Genomic DNA, 16,421 nt, shown 5'->3' on the forward strand with positions numbered 1-16,421 from the left:
CGGCCCATCGGCCCGAGGTCGTGACCTGCGGTTCTCCCTCCTCACCCGGAGAGGGACCGCCGCTTCCCCCACGCGGCGGAGCCACCCGTCATCCCGTCCGCGGCGCCTCACTCCTGACGGGACGCCAGGTCCTCGCGCAGGCTGGTGAGGATCGCCACGGCCTCCGGCAGGCCCGCCGCCTCGCACCGGGCGATGGCCGCCGTCAGACGGGCCGTCGCCGCCGGGACCGCGTGCAGTCCGTTGCCCTCGATGAGCGCGGCCACCCGCACCGCCTCGGCGCGCGGCGCCTCGGCCTGGGGGCCGCCCGCCTCGTACGCCGTGACGGCGCGCTCCATCTCCGCCAGGGCCTCGGCGAACCGCTCGGCGACCGCGAGGGTACGGGCCCTGCGGTAGTGCGTGGCCCCCTCGTGGTACCAGGCGGCGAAGCCCTCCTCGCCGGCGGGCACCGACAGCCGCAGCCGGTCGGCCTCGGCGAGGTGGGCCAGGGCGGCGTCCAGGCCGTCGGGGCCCTGGGCGGCCGTGGTCAGGGCCGCGAACTGGCACATCATGCTGAGGACCGGGCCCGGGTTGGCGGCCGCGCCGTGGGCCGTCACCGCGCGCTCGTACGCGGTGCGGGCCGCGTCCCAGGAGCCGGCGCGGGCCAGGGCGACGGCCGCCTCGGCGGCCACCAGGGTGTGCGTGGTGCCGTCCTCCCAGCCGGCGACGGTGTCGGCCAGCCGCAGGAACTCCTCGGCGGAGGCGCGGTACTCCTCCAGCTCGGTCAGGCCGCGGGCGAGGTCGAGCCGGATCTGCGCCGCGAGCGGCGCCGGCAGCGAGGCCGCGGCGTCGTCCGTGAGCAGTGACTCCAGGACCGCCACCGCGTCGGCCCACTGGTCCGCGCGGGAGAGGACGTCGGCGAGCTGGAGCCGCGTCTCGGCGGCGCTCTCCGGCTCGTCCTCGCGGTCCAGCCGCGCGGCCGCCTCCGACAGGTGGCGCACCGCGCCGGCGACGTCCCCGGAGTGCGCGCAGGCGTGGCCGAGCAGGATGTGGGTGCGGGCGACGGGGAAGTCGGTGTCGTCGTGGCGCGCCGCCGTGCTCAGCGCCTGCCGCAGTTCGTCGGCGGCCTCCTGCGGGCGGTCCTGCTGGAGCAGCACCTGGCCGAGCAGGCCCCGGGCGTTGGCGGCGCGCCACGGGCGGCCGGCGGTCTCGGCGACCTGCACGGCGGAGCGCAGCCGGGCCTCCGCCTCGTCGAAGCGGCCGGTGTACGCGGCGACGTCGGCGAGGTACTGGTGGGCGACGGCCGGGGTGTGGGCCACGCCCAGCCGGCCGGCCTCGGCGAGGACGGTGGCGGCCGCCGACTCGAACCGTTCCCGGGTGGCGGGCGTGACGTCCGGCAGTTCCGCGAGGAGCGCGGTGTGCGCGGCGCTGAGGTGGCACACCAGCACGGCCAGGTAGTGCTCCTGGGGGGTGTTGTCGTGCTCGACGCCGGGGACGCCCGCGGCCAGCAGCTCGCCCGCCTCGGGGAGCGCGGTGGCGAGGGCGGCCCAGTCGGGCTCGCCGCCGGAGGCGGTGGCGGGCCGGCAGGCGGCGCGGGCCCGGGCCACCACGGCGTGCCAGGGCATGCCGGCCCGGGCGAACAGCTCGGCGGCCTCGGTCATGGCGGCCCGGGCGTCGTCGTGGCGCTCGGCGTGGAAGGCGGCGAAGCCGCGCTGCTCGGCGAGTTCGGCCGACAGCCGTTCGGCGGGACCGAGGGCGGGGTCGTGGACGTGGCCGGGCGCGGTGACGATGTCGGCGACGCGCCGCCAGAGCCGCTTGGCGCCGGGGTGGCCCTGGGCGTCCATGGCGCGGGCCTGCTCCAGCAGGGTCGCGAAGTCGTCGGGTACGGGTGCCTGCGGGGCGGGCGCGGGGGCCGGGGCGAGGAGCAGGGCGGTGGCGCGCAGGCCCAAGGGCAGCGGCTCGGCGAGCAGGGGTTCGCGGGCGAGCCGTTCGCGGCGCCGGTCGCCGACCCAGGTGCTGCCGTTGCGGGTGTCGAAGGCGGCGGCGAGGGCGTCGGCCTCGGCGTGGACGTGGTCGAGCAGGTCGCCGACGGTCCAGGTGCGGCCGGCCGGGCCCGCGGTGGCGGCGCCGGCGTGGCCCTGCGCGGCGAGGCGGCGCAGCAGCACCTCGGTGCCGGTGAGGAAGTGGAGCCGGTTCAGGGGTGCGCCGGTGACGGTGAACAGCTCGCGGTTCTCGGCGAGGATCTCCAGACCGCGGGCCTCGTTGTGGGTGAGGGCGCAGAACTCCAGGTGCCGGCCGATCTCGTCGGCGGTGGCGGTCCTGCCGCGGGCTGCGCGGTAGCCGGCGAGGTGGTGGGAGCGGGCCTCGTCGGTGCGGCCCAGGCGCAGGAGCGGCAGCAGGGCCTTGGCCTGGCTGGTGCAGGGCTCCTCGGTGCAGCCGGCGGTGCCCTCCAGAACGGGGCGCCAGGTCTCCAGGGCGCGGGCGTCGTCGCCGGTGCCGGCGTGGAAGAGGGCGCGCTGGCGTATTTCGCAGGCCTCGCAGTCGCTCAGTTCCTCGCGGGGGCGGGTGGCCCAGGCGTCGTAGGCGTGCGCCAGCCCGTGGCCGGTGTGCCGGGCGACGGCGTAGCGCATGGCGGCGACGGGCTGGCGGCCCTGGCCGGCGGCGCGGTAGCGCTCGTCCATCTGGGCGAGCCAGCCGTCGATGGCGGTGAGGGGCACGTCGGGCACCTGGAGCAGCGAGGTGGTGACCCACTTGAAGCGCCACAGGACCTGCTTGGCCTCCCATTCGCTGAAGGCGCCGCGGTCGGTGTCCCACAGCTTGAGGATGCGGGCGAAGACGACCGGGGAGTGGCGGTGCTCGCCGGAGAACTCGTACGCCTCCATGAGCTCCAGGAGCGCGGTCACCAGCAGGTCGTTCTCGGGGAACTGCCCGGCGGCCTCGACGAGTTCCTCGGCGACGACGGTGCGGCGGCGGCCGTAGGGGCGGTCGTTGTTCTCGCGGAGGGCGTCGAACACGGCCTCCTTGGTCTCCAGCATTACGCTTCCTTCCGCGGCCCGGAGCCGTCGTGGTGGTGCGGGCCGTCGTGCGGGCCGTCGTGCATGGCGTGGTTGAGCAGGCCGATGAAGGCGCGGTTGAGGAGGGCGCTCTCCGCGGCGCGCAGGGGGCGGCGGGTCATCAGCAGCGCCTGTCCGTACAGCGCCTCGGCGGTGGTGACGGCCAGGCCGTGCTCGGTGACGGTGAGGGCGCGGCGCACCAGCGGGTTGAGGTGGTTGAGCACGAGCTGGGCGCGGGGTGCCTCGCTGCGCAGGGCGCCCAGGATGTCGGCCCACAGGCCGTCGCTCTCGCCGGCGATCTCGGCGCGGGTGCGTTCCTGCCGGGCCTCGCGGTTGTCGAGCAGCAGGGCGGGGGCGGTGACGGGCTGGAAGCTGCGGAGGACGACGTCGCAGCCGTACTGGCCGACGACGTCGCGCGCGGTGCTGAGGAACGCGGAGGCGGACAGCTCGGCGGAGGGGTCGGCGGAGTCGAGGTGCGCGCTGACGGTGGCCGGGTCGAGGTCGGTGACGGTGGTGCCGGGCCGGATCTCGGGCAGCCGGTGCACGAGGTCGCGGTCGTAGGTGTAGCCGCCGTTGACGACGCCGAGGCCGGCGGCCGCGGCAATGGGCGCGACCTGGCGGAACTCCTCGACCGTGCCGGTCACCAGGACGGTGGCGTGGGCGCGGGTGAACTCCTCCAGCGTGACGTTGCCGTCGGTGGTCTCGAACGGCAGCCAGGGCAGGAGCATGCGCAGCAGTTCGTCGTCGTGCCGGGCCAGGGCCTTGACGGCGAGGTGGTGGACGCCGAGGAAGCGGTGGAGCAGGCCGGGGTCGCTGGCGGAGAGGCCGGTGAGCCAGTCGCGGATGCGGGCGCCGAGGGCGTCGCGGATCGCGGCGAGCGTCTCGTCCTCGTAGAGCCCTTCGCGGGAGGCGGTGGGGCGGAGGCTGGTGGTGTCGACGACGCAGCGGACGAAGAAGGCCCACTCGGGGAGCAGTTCGGGCGCCTGGTCCGAGAGCAGCATGCCCTTGAGGTGGACGCGGTGGCCGGCGCGGCGCGCGGGGTTGACGGCGGTGGGCAGCACGTAGGCGACGCCGCGCAGGCCCGCGACGGGCAGGTCGAGGTCGATGGTGTCGAGCGGGGTGAAGCCGAAGGTGGTGGCGCAGTGCCGGGCCAGGGCCTCGCGGCGGGCGTGCGGGGAGGCGTACGGGGCCTCCCACGGCGGCGTCTCGTTGATCCGGGAGGGCGTGCCGTGCGGGTCGACGACGGTGACCTCGTGGCGCAGCAGGCCGCCGTAGTGGCGGGCGAGGGCGGCGACCTGCTCGGGGGCGGTCCACTCCTCGGTGCCGGGGCGCGGGGTGAGCCGGACGGTGGTGCCGGGCTCGGGCACGGCGGAGGGCGGCAGGGTGCGGATGGTGTAGTGGCCGTCGGAGCGGCCGCGCCACTCGACCGCGGGGGCGCCGGGGTGGGCGGCGGACCGGCTGATCACGGTGATCTCGTCGGCGACGACGAAGCAGGCGAGCAGGCCGATGCCGAACTGGCCGATGAACTCGCCGCGGGCGGCGTCCAGGCCGGCGCCGTCGAGGGCGCCGTCGGGGGTGCGCTTGGAGCTGCGGCCGATGGTGGCGAGGAAGGTGTGCACATCGGCCTCGGTGAGGCCGATGCCGGTGTCGGTCACGGACAGCGTCCCGCCGGTGTGCACGGTGATGCGCGCGGGCGCGCCGGGGAACGCGGCCTGCCGGGCCGTGACGGCGTCCACCGCGTTCTGCAGCAGTTCGCGGAGGTAGACCCGCGGGCTGGAGTACAGGTGGTGGGACAGCAGGTCCACGAGGCCGCGCAGGTCGACCTGGAAGGTGTGGACGGGCTCGGGGTGGGACACCAGTGAGCTGCTTTCTTGTTCGGCGCCCGGAACGGGCGGTGGGGGCGGTGCGCCGGGGGCGGGCGGGGTCAGAGCCCGGCCTTGGCGCGCCAGGTGGTGAAGGCCTTGGCGGGGTCGCCGCCGTTGAGGTACTGCCAGGGCCATTCGGTGGCGTGGTCGCCGAGGGCGGTGAAGCAGTGCCGGGCGGCGGTCACGTCGCCGGCGAGCGAGAAGGCCATGGCGAACGTGTTGTAGACGGGGATCCAGCCGCCGGGGGTGATGTGGTGGGCGAAGTGCGGGTGGCGGAAGGAGCGGTCGGCGGCCTCGTGGAGCTGGGCGAGGACCTCGGGGCGGCTCAGGTGGGCGGTGAGGTCGCGGCCCTCGCCGCTGAGGGCCTCCTCGATGTGGGCGGAGGCGACGAGTTTGCCGAAGGGGCTGCCGAGGGGGGCGGCGAGCATGGCCGAGCGGGCGAAGGCGTGCGCCTCCTGGTGGGAGCCGCCCCACTTCTTGCAGAGCTGCTGGAGCTGCTGCTGGTGGGCGCCCATGTGGCCGGGGCAGCGGCGGACGGTGGCCTCGAAGCGGCGCCGCTGGATCTCCTGCCCGACCTGGAGGCCGCGGCCGCTCATCTGGAGGAGGTACCAGGGGGCGCTCCAGTCGGGGCGGAGCTCCGCGGTCCGGTAGAGGGCGTCCTCGGCGACGCGCAGCCGCTCGAAGAACACCTGGAACTGCTCGCGGGAGACGTCGGAGGCGTAGCCGCCGCCGCGGGCCTGCCAGGCCCAGCCGATGTGCCGGGCGCCGGAGACGAGGTGGGCGAGGGCGGACTGCGGCTCGGCGGCGACGACCTGGGGTATCCACTGCTCGACGCCGTTGGTCTCCATCACCGCGCCGATGACGAGCCCGTCGGAGTACTCGCCCTGGGGAACGGCCGCCAGCTGATGGTTCATCGCCCGCCAGTCGCCGGCGCGGGTCGCGGCCCGGAGGGCGGCGGCGGCCGGGTCGCCGTGGTCGGGGTCCAGCTGGACGGTGGACGGACGGCGGCGGAACAGTGCCATGGAGGAGGCTCCCTGCGGTGACGTGCTGGGGCCGCAAATCACCGCCCCCGGGGACAGATAGTGATGTATCACGATCACCCCGTGTGTCGCACCTCAGTTCGGGAGGTGGTTTTCGGGGGTTTTACGGCTCCTTGCGGCGTGCCACGGCCGTCTGCGCCATGCCGGGCAGGAAGTCGGCGAACAGCTCGTGCACCTCGCGCACGAGCGGCCGCAGCACGCGGAACCGCGCGAGGTACACGCCGCGCGCGGTGAGTTGTGCGCCGCGGTCGGCGAGCCGGCGGCTGCGCTCGCAGCCGGGCGACCGGTCGAAGACCCAGTACAGGACGAGCCCCATCTGGGACAGCCACATCAGCTCGGGCAGCACGTCCGCGAGTTCCTCGGGCACCTTGGCCCGCGAGCCGGTCAGCACCTCCCGGTAGATGTCGATGGACGCCCGGCGGGCGTGCTCGGACTGGGGCGAGAAGGGGCTGAGCGGGCTCTGCGGGTCGGCGGCGTTCTTGAAGAACTGCGCCGCGAACTCGTGGTACGGCTCGGCGACGTCCAGCCAGGCCCGCAGCACCCCCGACAGCCGCGCCTGGAGGTCCGTCTCCCGGTCCAGCACCTCCCGCACCGCCGCCTGGTGGCCGGCGCCGATGCGGTCGTAGAAGCCCTGGATCAGGTGCTCCTTGCCGTCGAAGTAGTAGTAGGCGTTGCCGACGGAGACGCCGGCCTCCTTGGCGACGGCCCGCATCGTGGTCTTGTCGTAGCCCCGCTCCTGGAACAGCCGCAGTGCGGTCTCCAGGATGAGGGTGCGGGTCTGCTCGCTCTTGACCGGTCGGGGTTCCTTCTCTGCTGGCACGGTCAGAGCCTAATCGGCACGCCGGCGGCCGGTGCCACGGGCCGTGCCGGCCGGGACGCGGCGTCCCGGCCGGCACGGAAGGACCCCGGCGGCACTCACATGCCGGGCGTCGGCTGCCCCCAGGGGGCCTGCGGCCCGTACCCCGGCGGCACGACCGCGGGCTGCGGCCGGTGCGCGACCGCACCGCGCCGCCGGAACCGGCTGAGCACGAAGACGTTGCCGAGGTGCAGGGCGCCGAGCACGAGGAGCACGACGCCCAGCTTCTGCGACAGGTTCTCCACCACGCCCCGGGCGTTGGTCACCGAGCCGTCGTCCTGGAGGTACAGGGCGATGAACCCGAGGTTGACCAGGTAGAACCCGACCACCAGCAGGTGGTTGACCGCGTCCGCCAGCTTCTCGTTCCCGTTCAGGACGTCGACGAGAAAGACCCGCCCGTTGCGGCTGAGGGTGCGGGCGACCCAGACGGTGAGGGCCGCGCTGCCCAGCAGGTAGACGGCGTACGCGGTAACGGTGAGGTCCACAACCCCACCCCTTTCTTGAACACGTTCAAAAGAGCTGTCACCGAGGACTCTAGACCTGTTTTTGAACACGTTCAAGCCAGGGTTCGCCGGGCTGATTCCCCGGGTCGGAAGGCTTATTGACGGCCCGTCGGTGCGCCGGCCGGTGCGTGGCGGGCCACGTAGGCGGCGTACGGCTCGATGCCCACCTCGGCCCGGCGGGCGTCCATGCGCTCGGGGTCCTCGCACGGCCACGGCACGGGCGCGCCGTCGGCGATTCCGGCGATCTGGGTGCCGTACACCTGCTCGCGACCCTCGTTGACCCGCGTGCGGTCGAGGAGAAAGGCCAGGTCGCGCGGGGCCGCCTCGCCGTCGGCCACGGCCCCGCCGAGCAGCTCCAGGGCGCGGCGCTGCACGTCGAGCTGACGGTCGGCGTGCTGGGCGACGAGCCAGGCCGCACGGGCGGCGTCCTCGCCGACCAGCCGCGCGGTGGGCCAGCCGTACGCGTCCATGATCTCGTTCAGCCGGTCGCCGTGCCGGGCGGTCAGCCGGCGCCAGGCGAGCTGCTGCGCCACGTCGTCGCTGTGGGCGCCGGCCGCCGCCCGGTGGTCGGCTTCCGCCATGGCCACGAGCTCCGCGGCGAGGGCCGTCAAGGAGGCCTCCGGCGTCTCAGAGATCTCAGAGGTCTCAGTGGTCTCGGAAGTGGGGTGCATCGTCGTATCGCTCCGGGTCGGTGGTGTCGGAAGGTGTCGTACGGGGGCCGGCCACCGGAAACCCTAAAGCCGCGAATCGGCACGAAGATCAACCTTGCGGACGGTGACAGGCGCGCCCGCGCGCGGGGATAATGGATCTGTCACGGTGACCGTCAGGGGGGCCGTGAGAGGTCCTCGATGAGCGACGACAGCAGGGCGGACACCGGCTGGCTGACGGCCATGTCACGGCCCGAGCTCGACCGGTTGTTCCGCGCCAGTCCCCCCGGCGACATCCCGCGCGGCACGGGGGCGGGCACGGTGCTCCCGGGCCTGGGCGCACGGGTCTCCCGGGTGCTGGCCCGCGTGGTGCGCGGCGCCATCTGGCGGGGCAAGGTCTTCGACTCCGGCGGCAGCGAGCTGCGCGACCTCGTCACCCCCTGGGCCGTACCGGTCTGCCCGGCCCGCGCCTACCGCGACGCGAGCCTGCTCGACGGCCACGAATGCATCGTCCTCGACCGCTCCCCCGCCTCCCCCGGCGCACCGCCCCGGCGCCGCCTGCCCGTGGCCCGCGTGCGGGAGGAGATCCGGCGGATCGGCCCCGGGCTCTACCTGGGCGTCGTCCACTGGGGGCAGCGCCGGGTGGTCACCTATGCGCTGCGGTTCCCGATGCCGCACGCGTGACGGCGCTGACGGGCCGTCACGCGTGCGGCGCGGGCGTCAGGCCGCGCCGGAGGAGCGCTCGGACGACCGGGACCGCGACCGTACGAGGGGATGGCCGAGGAGCAGCAGGACGCACCACACGGCGATGGCGTACAGCGCGACGCGCGTGTCGGCGTCCCATGCGATGAGCACCGTGACGAAGGCGAAGCCGGACAGGGCCAGCCAGGTGGTGTACGGGGCGCCCGGCATGCGGTACGAGGACGCCTCGGCGCGGCCCTCGCGCACGGCGCGGCGGTAGCTGCTGTGGGTGAGCAGGATGATGCTCCACACCATGATGGCGCCGCCGGTGGAGACGGCCGTGATGTACGTGAAGGCGTGGCCGGGGTCGACGGCGTTGACCCACACGCCGATGGCCATGACCACGGCGGAGACGAGGACGGCGGGCACGGGCACGCCGCGCCCGTTCAGGCGGGCCAGGGTACGGGGGCCGTCGCCGTTGGCCCCGGCGGTGCGGAGCATGCGGGCGGTGGCGTACAGGCCGCCGGCGTTGCAGGAGGAGAGGGCCGAGGTGAGGACGACGAAGTTGACGATGCCGGCCGCGGCCGGAATGCCTATCTTGGTGAACGCGGCGACGAACGGGCTGGTGCCCGGCTGGAACTCGCGCCAGCTCACCACGGAGAGGATGACGAGCAGGGCGCCGAGGTAGAACAGGCCGAACCGCAGCGGCAGGCTGTTGATGGCGCGCGGGATGTTCTTCTCCGGGTCCTTCGTCTCGCCCGCGGTGACACCGACGAGCTCGACCCCGAGGTAGGCGAAGAGCACGATCTGCAGGGTCATCAGGGAGTCCCGCACACCGTGCGGGGCGATGCCGCCGTCGGCCCACAGATGGCTCACGGACGCGGTGTCACCCGCGTCGCCGAAGCCGATGACGAGCACGCCCAGGCCGATGAGGATCATGCCGACAATGGCCGTGATCTTGATGAGGGCGAACCAGAACTCGAGCTCGCCGAACATCTTCACGGAGATGAGGTTGGCGCAGGTGAGGACCACGAGCGCGATCAGCGCCGTCTTCCACTGGGCGAACCCGGGCCACCAGTAGGTGACGTACTGCCCGGCGGCCGTGATCTCGGCCATGCCGGTGGTGACCCACATGATCCAGTACGTCCAGGCGGTGGCGTAGCCCCAGAACGGCCCGAGGTACGCCCGCGCGTGGTCGGCGAAGCTGCCGGTGACCGTACGGTGCGTCAGGAGCTCGCCGAGGGCCCGCATGACGAGGAAGAGCACGGCTCCCGCCACGGCGTACCACAGGACGAGGCTCGGCCCGGCCTGGGATATGGCGGTGCCGGCGCCGAGGAACAGGCCGGTGCCGATGGTGCCGCCGATGGCGATCATCTGCATCTGCCGGGAGCCGAGCCCCCTTTGGTAGCCCCCGCCGCCGTGGGACGGCGGGGCCGCCTCGCGGCCCGTTCCTTCGGTGGTGTGCGTGCTCACGCTGACGAGTCCCTCTCTTGTTCTGAAACGTGCTCATGACACGAGAACGTGTTCTCGGTGTGAGGGATCAAGATTCGCAGCGCGGTGCGGGCTTGTCACCGCAGTTGTCGCCGATTCAACAGTCCAGGCGGGCTGTCAGAAGTCGAACTCCGCGTAGTCGATGTCGGTGAACTCCACCAGCAGGCCCGCGGCGCGCCGGCCGCCGTCCTTGAAGTAGACCTCCTGCAGACCCTCGGCCGCGATCTCGCGCAGCTCCTGCTCGGCGGCGCCGGCGGCGCGGGCGTCGAACAGGCGTTGGGCGTAGCCGGGCGGCAGGTGCTGGGTGATCTGCCGGACCCGGGCGTCGTCGGTGCTGCCGGGCGCGGCGGTGAAGCCGAAGCGGGCCCGGGTCTCGATGACGATGCCGCCGGTGGTGGCCGCGTGCTTCCTGGCCCGCTCGCGGACCTTGGGCTGCCAGCGGCGGCGCACCTCGCGGGCGAGGCGTTCGGCGAGCTCCTTGCGCGGGTGCCGCAGCTGGTCGCGGACGTAGCGTTCGACGGTGCGCTGGGTGATGCCCAGGAGGCGGGCGACGGCGCGCGTGGAGCCCTTGTGCTGCCGTACGAGGAAGCGCATCTGTGCTCCGGCCGACTTCGGCACCGGCCGGGTGAAGGTGTTCTCGTCGGCCTTGTCGAGGCCGTCCGCGAGGATGCCCATCGGCGTGGCCTACTCCCCGTCGTCGTGCACGGCGCCGGTGACGTCGCCGCTCTTGATGTACCGGGCGATGTTGACGCCCTCGATCCCGTACTGCTCGATCAGGCCCTCGGCCCACAGGACCGTCTGGGTGCCCTCGTGCTTGACCATGCCGGGGCTGACGCCGAGCCGGAAGCCGCCGGGCAGGGGGCGGCCGTCGGGGGTGCGCGGCAGGAAGTCCAGGGGGCCGGGGCCGTGGGAGGGGTAGACGGCGCAGTCGGACAGGACCGCCACCGGGTAGAGGTCCGCCTCCCGGGCCAGTTTCAGCATCTTGCGGTGCATGTTGACGCGGGCCGTGGCGATGACGGCGGCCCGGATGTCGGGGCGCCACGTGGGGCGTTGCAGCGCGGGCCAGGGCTCACCGGGCCGCCACGCGCCGCGCGGGCGCTCGCGGAGCTTGCCGATGCCGCCCTTGACGGTGGCCTTGACCGCCGTCAGGACCGCGGCCTGCACCGGGTCCTGCTGGCGGTGCACTGCCATGGCGGCGAGGAACTCCTCCTCGCCCATGCCGGGCGTCACGCCAAGCCGGGCCATGGTGGCGAGGTAGGCATCGCGCAGCCGCGCGTACCAGGGGTCGAGGTACGGGCCGTGCTCGTACCGCACGTACGCCTCCAGCGGCCGGACGTCGTGGCCGAGTTCTGCGGCGTAGGCGACGGTGGGGGTGGCGTACCAGGCGGGGCCCTGCGGCCGTTCGCCGGTCGGCGTGAACGGGGAGGGCAGGCGGGGATCGAGGTCGACGCCGGACAGGTCCACCAGCCAGCTGCCCGGCAGCGACTTGTCGAAGGCGGGGGCCTTGACGTGGACGGGTGCGGACAGGCCCACGGTGAGGCGGTTCGCGGCGGCGGCGAAGGCCATGTTGACGTCGATGCCGACGACGTACCGGCGGGTGCACTCGTCGTCCGTGAGCGGCCGCGCCCACTGGTACGCCTCCTCCAGGAGGACCTGGTCGGGGGTGCGCTGGTGGTACGGCGGGTACAGGGCCGTGACGAGGGGGTGGCCGTCCGGCGCCTCCGGGGGTGCGCACTCGACGGGTTCGGTCAGGGACCCGGGGTTGGGGCCCGGAACCCAGGCGCCGGTCCGCTCGTCGCGGACGGCGCGGGTGGGCGGCCGCAGGGCGGTCATCAGCTCCAGGCCGGTGACGGCGGTCGAACCGCAGGGGGTGATGACGCGCGTGGCGTAGTCGCCGAGCAGCGCGGCGAGTTCGGCCGGCGGCAGCCGGTCGGCGTCGCCCCAGGCCCGCGCGTCGAGCGCGCCCCACGGCAGGACGGCGAGCTGCACGCACTGCCGGCGGTTGCCGGCGGCGGGCCGGAAGACGCGGGCCCAGGGCCCGAAACCGCGGCGGGTGAGCTGCCACTTGCTCTTGGCGAGCTGCTTGACGACCTTGTGCCCGTCGGGCAGCCGCAGCCCCCGCCGGTCCTCCAGCTCGGCCGGCAACCCCAGCCGCTCGGCGGCACCGGCGGTGAGCACGACGAGCGGATCGGCATCCTTCCCGTACCGGTGCAACCGCCCGGCCCCGAGCCGCGCCTCCCCCAACGCCCACTCGACGACCGCGGCAACGGTCCGCGCAGGACACTCGAGAACGAGCCCCCCGACGCAGTACGCCTGCCCGTCGCCGTCGAGAACGGCGAGGGGGCCGTGGGGGTAGTCGGGGGCGTCGACGGACTCGGCGTCGTCCCGCGGGACGGGCCGGCCGGGGGCGCCGGCCGTGGCCCCGCCCCGCCGGGCGGCCCGGCCAGGGGCACGGCCGGTCGTCCGCGCGGGGGTGGCCGGGGCGGGCTGCCCGGCCTCGGCGGGGCCCGCGGGGGCAGGTCGGGGCACTGCCCTGGGCGCGGACACCGATGCCACGGCGGCCTGGGTGAGCACGGCGGATGCAGGCTGCCCGGCCTCGGCGGGGCCCTCGTCCCCGGCAGAGGACGACTGCGGCACCGCGCTGGACGCGGCGATCTTCGTGGCCGCGGCAGGTGTGGGCACGGCGGGAATCGGTTGGGGCACAGCGCCAGGCGCGGACGTCGGCGTCGCGGCAGCGGGCCCGGGAACAACGGATGCGGGCTGCCCGGCCTCGGCGGGGCTCTCGGGGCCCGCGGACGCCCGCGTGGCGGCGGGCGGAGGCACGGTGGATGTGTCGCCAGGGACGGACGTGGCTCCGTCGGCCCGGGTGGGGTGGCCGGTCGCGGATACCGTCGCCGCGGCGACGGACGCGGTGCCGGGCGCCGCGGCCGGGGAGGGCTCCCCCGAACCCTCGACCGGCGCAGCCGACGACACCGCAGGCACGCGAGGCGCCGAAGCCGCGGCCGCAGCGTTCGCGGCCGTGCCGCCGACCGGGGCCGACCCGGCCGGGGTGTCGACCGGGCCGGGCGCCGGCGCAGCCACGGTGCCGGGCGCAGTGGCTTGGGAGGGCCCCGTCGAAGCCGCGGCATCGGCCGGCATGCGCGTCGGCGCGGCCAGGGCCGCGGTGTCAGGTGCCGGCGTCTCGTCCTCCGCGACCATGTCGCCCACCGGCTCGGGCGCCGGCGCGCCGGCAGCCGCAGTCGTGGGCTGCGGGGACCTTGCCGTGACGGCCGTCGTTCCAGCCGGCGCGGGCTCGCCACGTGTCGCAGCAGCCTCCTCGTCCTGCCCGGCCGGCGCAGGCACCTCCGAGCCGACATCCGAGGTCGCAGCCCGCGTGGTCGTCGTCCCGGCCGACGAGGACTCACCAAGCGCAGGAGCAGACTCGTCGGCCGGCCCGAGCGCCGACGCGGCCGGTGAACGCTCACCGGGTACCGCCGCCAGCCCGCCAGCCGACGACGGCTCGTCGGCCGGGCCGTGGGGTGCCCTGCCGCGGTCGTGCGCCGCCGCGGCGCCGGACTGCGCAGGTGCCGCCGGCGTCGGCGCCGGGTACAGCTTCGCCAGTTCCGCCAGCAGATGTGCGTACGCGTCGCGCTGTGGGGGGCGTGGGGTGGTTTTGCCGGTTTCCCAGTTGACGAGGGTGGGGCGGCGGACGCCGAGTGCGTTCGCCACCTCGTCGCGGGTCAAGCCGTGGGCCCTGCGCAGCCGTTCGCGTTCCGGGGGCGGCGGCAGGGCCGGGCGGCTTGCGATCAGCGCGTTGATCGCGTCGATCGCGTCGATACGTTCCGACATGGGCCACCTCCGGCGGCCACCCTACCCTCGCTCAGGGCCGGTACATGCACGCAGCCAGCGGGGCGTGGGTCTTCCAGCCCAGGGTCTCGTACAGCGCCCGGCCCTCGTCCGTGGCGCCCAGCACGCCCAGTTGCGCGCCCTCCGCCACCGCGAGGTCGGCGAGCGTGCGCATCACGTAGCCGCCCAGGCCGCGGCGGCGGTGCGCCTCCTCGGTCACCACGCGGTCGACGACCGTCGCGTCGCCGAGCACCGCCATCTGCCCGCCGGCCGCGCGCTCGCCGGCGCCGTCGTGGACCCGGACGTACGTGACGCCGTTGCGGACCTCGACCGTCGCCGTGTAACCCTCCGGCAGCCGGGGGTGCGTGGCCTGGAGGTCGGTCGCCATGAGGTGACCCGTCTCCTCCTCGTCGACGATCCAGCCCGCCGGGAGCCACGGCGCCACCTCGTCCGGTGCGACGGGCGCCTTGAGCCAGGTGTCGGGAACGGCCACCGAGGCCGCCGCCTCGCGGATCAGCGACCCCGGGGCCTCGGGCAGGACATGCCGCCCGACCTGGCCGGGCTGGTCCACGTCGATGTAGAAGCCCCACGGCATCCGGGCCGGCCGCGGCCGCTCCCGGGACACGGCCCACCCCGAGACCCACGTCGTCACCAAGTCCGGAATCATCGTCAGACCTCCCGATGCTGATGTAAGAGACGCAATGCGGTTGTGCACATTACGCGACGGAGGTTCGGAAGGTCATCCGATTAATTGGGACCGTGAGACGCCTGGAACGTTTGGGGCGACTCGCACGAGGCAGGCGGAAGAGAGATCCTCGTGTGCACGGGGAGGTTCCCGACCCGGTAAGGGGGCACGTGATGATACGCAGCGCACTGGGCAGGACGGCCGCAACCGCCGCAGCAGTGGCGCTGGCGGCCGGAGCGGTTCTGGGTGGAGGCGGTGCGGCCGCGGCCGCACCGGCAGGGGTGCCGACCTGCGGCGTCGCAGGGCTGCGGGCCGCCCTGACGGACAAGGGCGGACACCAGGCCGGCATGTCCCACGAGGGCACGGTGCTGAGGCTGACCAACACGACCGGCCACACCTGCGCCCTGCGCGGCTACCCCGGCCTCCAGCTGGAGGACACCCGGCACCAGCCGGTGGAGACACACACCACCTGGGGCGACACCTACTTCGTGCAGGACCCGGGCCGGCACACCCTCTACCTGCGCCCCGGCGGCTCCGCCGAGGCCGACCTGGTGTGGGCGCACGCCGACGCCCCGACGATGGTGCAGGCGGGCTACCTGCGCATCACGCCGCCCGCCTCGCACGACCACCTGACCGTGCCGTTCGCCAAGCTGGTGACCAACGGCGATCTGTCCGTGACCGCGTTCGCCTACCGGATCGACGTTTCGTGAGGCGCTGTCAGGAGTGGCGGGGTCAGGCGCGGGACTCCGCCAGGCCACCGGCGCGGCACGCCTCCGCCACCACCCCCGCGTACTGGCTGACGACGGGCAGGGAGCCGTAGTCCGGCCTGCACGCCGCGGAGCCTGTGGACGTGACCACGGGCTTGAGCGCGTCGCCCACCTTGCCGTCGGCGTGCGCGGCCGGGGCGGCGAGGCCGAGCAGGGCAGCGGCGGTGGCGGTGCCGGCGACTCCGGCCAGGAGAGTTCTCTTCATGCCGGGCACAACGAGTCGTCCCGCCGCCGGATACGCCCCATTTACCCGTCGCTACGACTTTCGTAGCGCCGCAGCAGCGCCGGGAGCGCCTCCCCGATGGGCTCCCGCACCACTTCGTCGGCCCGTTCGTCGTACGGCGTCGGCTCCGCGTTGACGACGACGAGGCGGGCGCCGTGGTCGGCGGCCAGCCCGGCGAGGGCCGCCGCCGGGTGCACGGTGAGGCTCGTGCCGACGGCGATGAACACCTCGCACGCCTTGGCCACCGCCACCGCCTCGCCCAGGACCATCGGGTCCAGCGCCTCGCCGAACATGACGGTGGCCGGCTTGAGGACTCCCCCGCACTTCTCGCACGCCGGGTCGGGGTCGCCGGCCGCCACGCGTTCCAGCGCCTCGGCCATGCCCGACCGGCGGTGGCACCTGGTGCACACCACCGACCGCACGCTGCCGTGCAGCTCCAGCACCTTCCGCTCGGGCAGGCCGGCGAGCTGGTGCAGCCCGTCGACGTTCTGCGTCAGGACCCGTACGGGCGTGCCGGACCGTTCCAGCCGGACGATGGCGTCGTGCCCGGCGTTGGGGCGGGCCTGCAGTGTGCCCGTGGCCCGCCGCATCTGCCACGAGCGGCGCCGGACGTCCGGGTCGGCCATGTAGTACGCGTACGTGACGAGCTTCTCGGCCTCGGGGTCCCGGCGCCACAGGCCGTTGGGGCCGCGGTAGTCGGGGATGCCGGAGTCCGTCGAGATCCCGGCGCCGGTGAGGATCGCCACGAGCGGCGGCTTGGCAGTCATGCGGCCGAGGGTATGTCCTTCCCCTCCGCACTTCCTCCGGAT

14 protein-coding genes are annotated in these 16,421 nt (G+C 74.5%); 2 read left to right on the forward strand and 12 right to left on the reverse strand.

The genetic code is table 11. The annotated features are described in order from the left end of the window. Positions 1–107: 107 nt before the first annotated feature. From IE305_RS20525 to IE305_RS20550, 6 genes are all read right to left on the reverse strand, one after another. Positions 108–3,011 carry a tetratricopeptide repeat protein gene (locus IE305_RS20525; protein WP_190131129.1) on the reverse strand — a complete coding sequence of 968 codons (2,904 nt, stop codon included), beginning with the start codon at positions 3,009–3,011 and terminating at the stop codon, positions 108–110. Then, the gene (locus IE305_RS20530) at positions 3,011–4,885 is read right to left on the reverse strand and encodes an HSP90 family protein (RefSeq protein WP_229891260.1); all 1,875 of its coding nucleotides are present in this window, start codon (positions 4,883–4,885) and stop codon (positions 3,011–3,013) included. Before IE305_RS20530 ends, IE305_RS20525 begins: the two co-directional genes overlap by 1 nt. A 68-nt stretch (positions 4,886–4,953) precedes the next feature. Then, the gene (locus tag IE305_RS20535; protein ID WP_229891261.1) at positions 4,954–5,916 is read right to left on the reverse strand and encodes a hypothetical protein; all 963 of its coding nucleotides are present in this window, start codon (positions 5,914–5,916) and stop codon (positions 4,954–4,956) included. Positions 5,917–6,037: 121 nt separating this feature from the next. Further along, complete coding sequence (locus tag IE305_RS20540) at positions 6,038–6,754, reverse strand: TetR/AcrR family transcriptional regulator (protein WP_190131131.1); 717 nt, start codon at positions 6,752–6,754, stop codon at positions 6,038–6,040. Positions 6,755–6,849: 95 nt separating this feature from the next. Next, a complete protein-coding gene (locus IE305_RS20545) occupies positions 6,850–7,275 on the reverse strand; it encodes a hypothetical protein (protein ID WP_190131132.1) in 426 nt (141 codons plus the stop codon). 113 nt (positions 7,276–7,388) lie between these two features. Continuing rightward, positions 7,389–7,964 carry a DUF6624 domain-containing protein gene (locus IE305_RS20550; RefSeq protein WP_308440260.1) on the reverse strand — a complete coding sequence of 192 codons (576 nt, stop codon included), beginning with the start codon at positions 7,962–7,964 and terminating at the stop codon, positions 7,389–7,391. 177 nt (positions 7,965–8,141) lie between these two features. Between IE305_RS20550 and IE305_RS20555 the strand changes: the two genes are divergently transcribed. Next, positions 8,142–8,624, forward strand: a complete 483-nt coding sequence (locus IE305_RS20555; protein WP_190131133.1) for a hypothetical protein — start codon at positions 8,142–8,144, stop codon at positions 8,622–8,624. 36 nt (positions 8,625–8,660) lie between these two features. On the opposite strand, the gene IE305_RS20560 is transcribed toward IE305_RS20555, so the two are convergent. From IE305_RS20560 to IE305_RS20580, 4 genes are all read right to left on the reverse strand, one after another. Beyond that, entirely contained in the window at positions 8,661–10,094 is a 1,434-nt protein-coding gene (locus IE305_RS20560; protein ID WP_373311690.1) for an amino acid permease, read from the reverse strand. 135 nt (positions 10,095–10,229) lie between these two features. Further along, complete coding sequence (gene tpg, locus IE305_RS20565; RefSeq protein WP_190131134.1) at positions 10,230–10,787, reverse strand: telomere-protecting terminal protein Tpg; 558 nt, start codon at positions 10,785–10,787, stop codon at positions 10,230–10,232. 9 nt (positions 10,788–10,796) lie between these two features. Next, entirely contained in the window at positions 10,797–13,940 is a 3,144-nt protein-coding gene (gene tap / locus IE305_RS33895) for a telomere-associated protein Tap (protein ID WP_444546169.1), read from the reverse strand. A gap of 31 nt (positions 13,941–13,971) precedes the next feature. Further along, complete coding sequence (locus tag IE305_RS20580) at positions 13,972–14,589, reverse strand: GNAT family N-acetyltransferase (RefSeq protein WP_308440262.1); 618 nt, start codon at positions 14,587–14,589, stop codon at positions 13,972–13,974. Between the two features lie 206 nt (positions 14,590–14,795). Between IE305_RS20580 and IE305_RS20585 the strand changes: the two genes are divergently transcribed. Then, on the forward strand, positions 14,796–15,332 hold the full coding sequence (locus tag IE305_RS20585; protein ID WP_190131136.1) for a DUF4232 domain-containing protein: 537 nt from the start codon (positions 14,796–14,798) through the stop codon (positions 15,330–15,332). A 22-nt stretch (positions 15,333–15,354) separates the two neighbouring features. On the opposite strand, the gene IE305_RS20590 is transcribed toward IE305_RS20585, so the two are convergent. Continuing rightward, positions 15,355–15,594 carry a hypothetical protein gene (locus IE305_RS20590; RefSeq protein WP_190131137.1) on the reverse strand — a complete coding sequence of 80 codons (240 nt, stop codon included), beginning with the start codon at positions 15,592–15,594 and terminating at the stop codon, positions 15,355–15,357. Between the two features lie 41 nt (positions 15,595–15,635). Then, entirely contained in the window at positions 15,636–16,379 is a 744-nt protein-coding gene (locus IE305_RS20595; protein WP_190131138.1) for an SIR2 family NAD-dependent protein deacylase, read from the reverse strand. Positions 16,380–16,421: the final 42 nt, after the last annotated feature.

Source organism: Streptomyces mashuensis, from assembly GCF_014654785.1.
Taxonomy (GTDB): domain Bacteria; phylum Actinomycetota; class Actinomycetes; order Streptomycetales; family Streptomycetaceae; genus Streptomyces; species Streptomyces mashuensis.

What these genes read in the sequence shown, in the direction of transcription:
- IE305_RS20535 (WP_229891261.1), bottom strand. Translation starts at nt 5,916, where the DNA reads ATGGCACTGTTCCGCCGCCGTCCGTCCACCGTCCAGCTGGACCCCGAC.
- IE305_RS20555 (WP_190131133.1), top strand. Translation starts at nt 8,142, where the DNA reads ATGAGCGACGACAGCAGGGCGGACACCGGCTGGCTGACGGCCATGTCA.
- IE305_RS20585 (WP_190131136.1), top strand. Translation starts at nt 14,796, where the DNA reads ATGATACGCAGCGCACTGGGCAGGACGGCCGCAACCGCCGCAGCAGTG.
- IE305_RS20525 (WP_190131129.1), bottom strand. Translation starts at nt 3,011, where the DNA reads ATGCTGGAGACCAAGGAGGCCGTGTTCGACGCCCTCCGCGAGAACAAC.
- IE305_RS20590 (WP_190131137.1), bottom strand. Translation starts at nt 15,594, where the DNA reads ATGAAGAGAACTCTCCTGGCCGGAGTCGCCGGCACCGCCACCGCCGCT.
- tap (WP_444546169.1), bottom strand. Translation starts at nt 13,940, where the DNA reads ATGTCGGAACGTATCGACGCGATCGACGCGATCAACGCGCTGATCGCA.
- tpg (WP_190131134.1), bottom strand. Translation starts at nt 10,787, where the DNA reads ATGGGCATCCTCGCGGACGGCCTCGACAAGGCCGACGAGAACACCTTC.
- IE305_RS20595 (WP_190131138.1), bottom strand. Translation starts at nt 16,379, where the DNA reads ATGACTGCCAAGCCGCCGCTCGTGGCGATCCTCACCGGCGCCGGGATC.
- IE305_RS20550 (WP_308440260.1), bottom strand. Translation starts at nt 7,964, where the DNA reads ATGCACCCCACTTCCGAGACCACTGAGACCTCTGAGATCTCTGAGACG.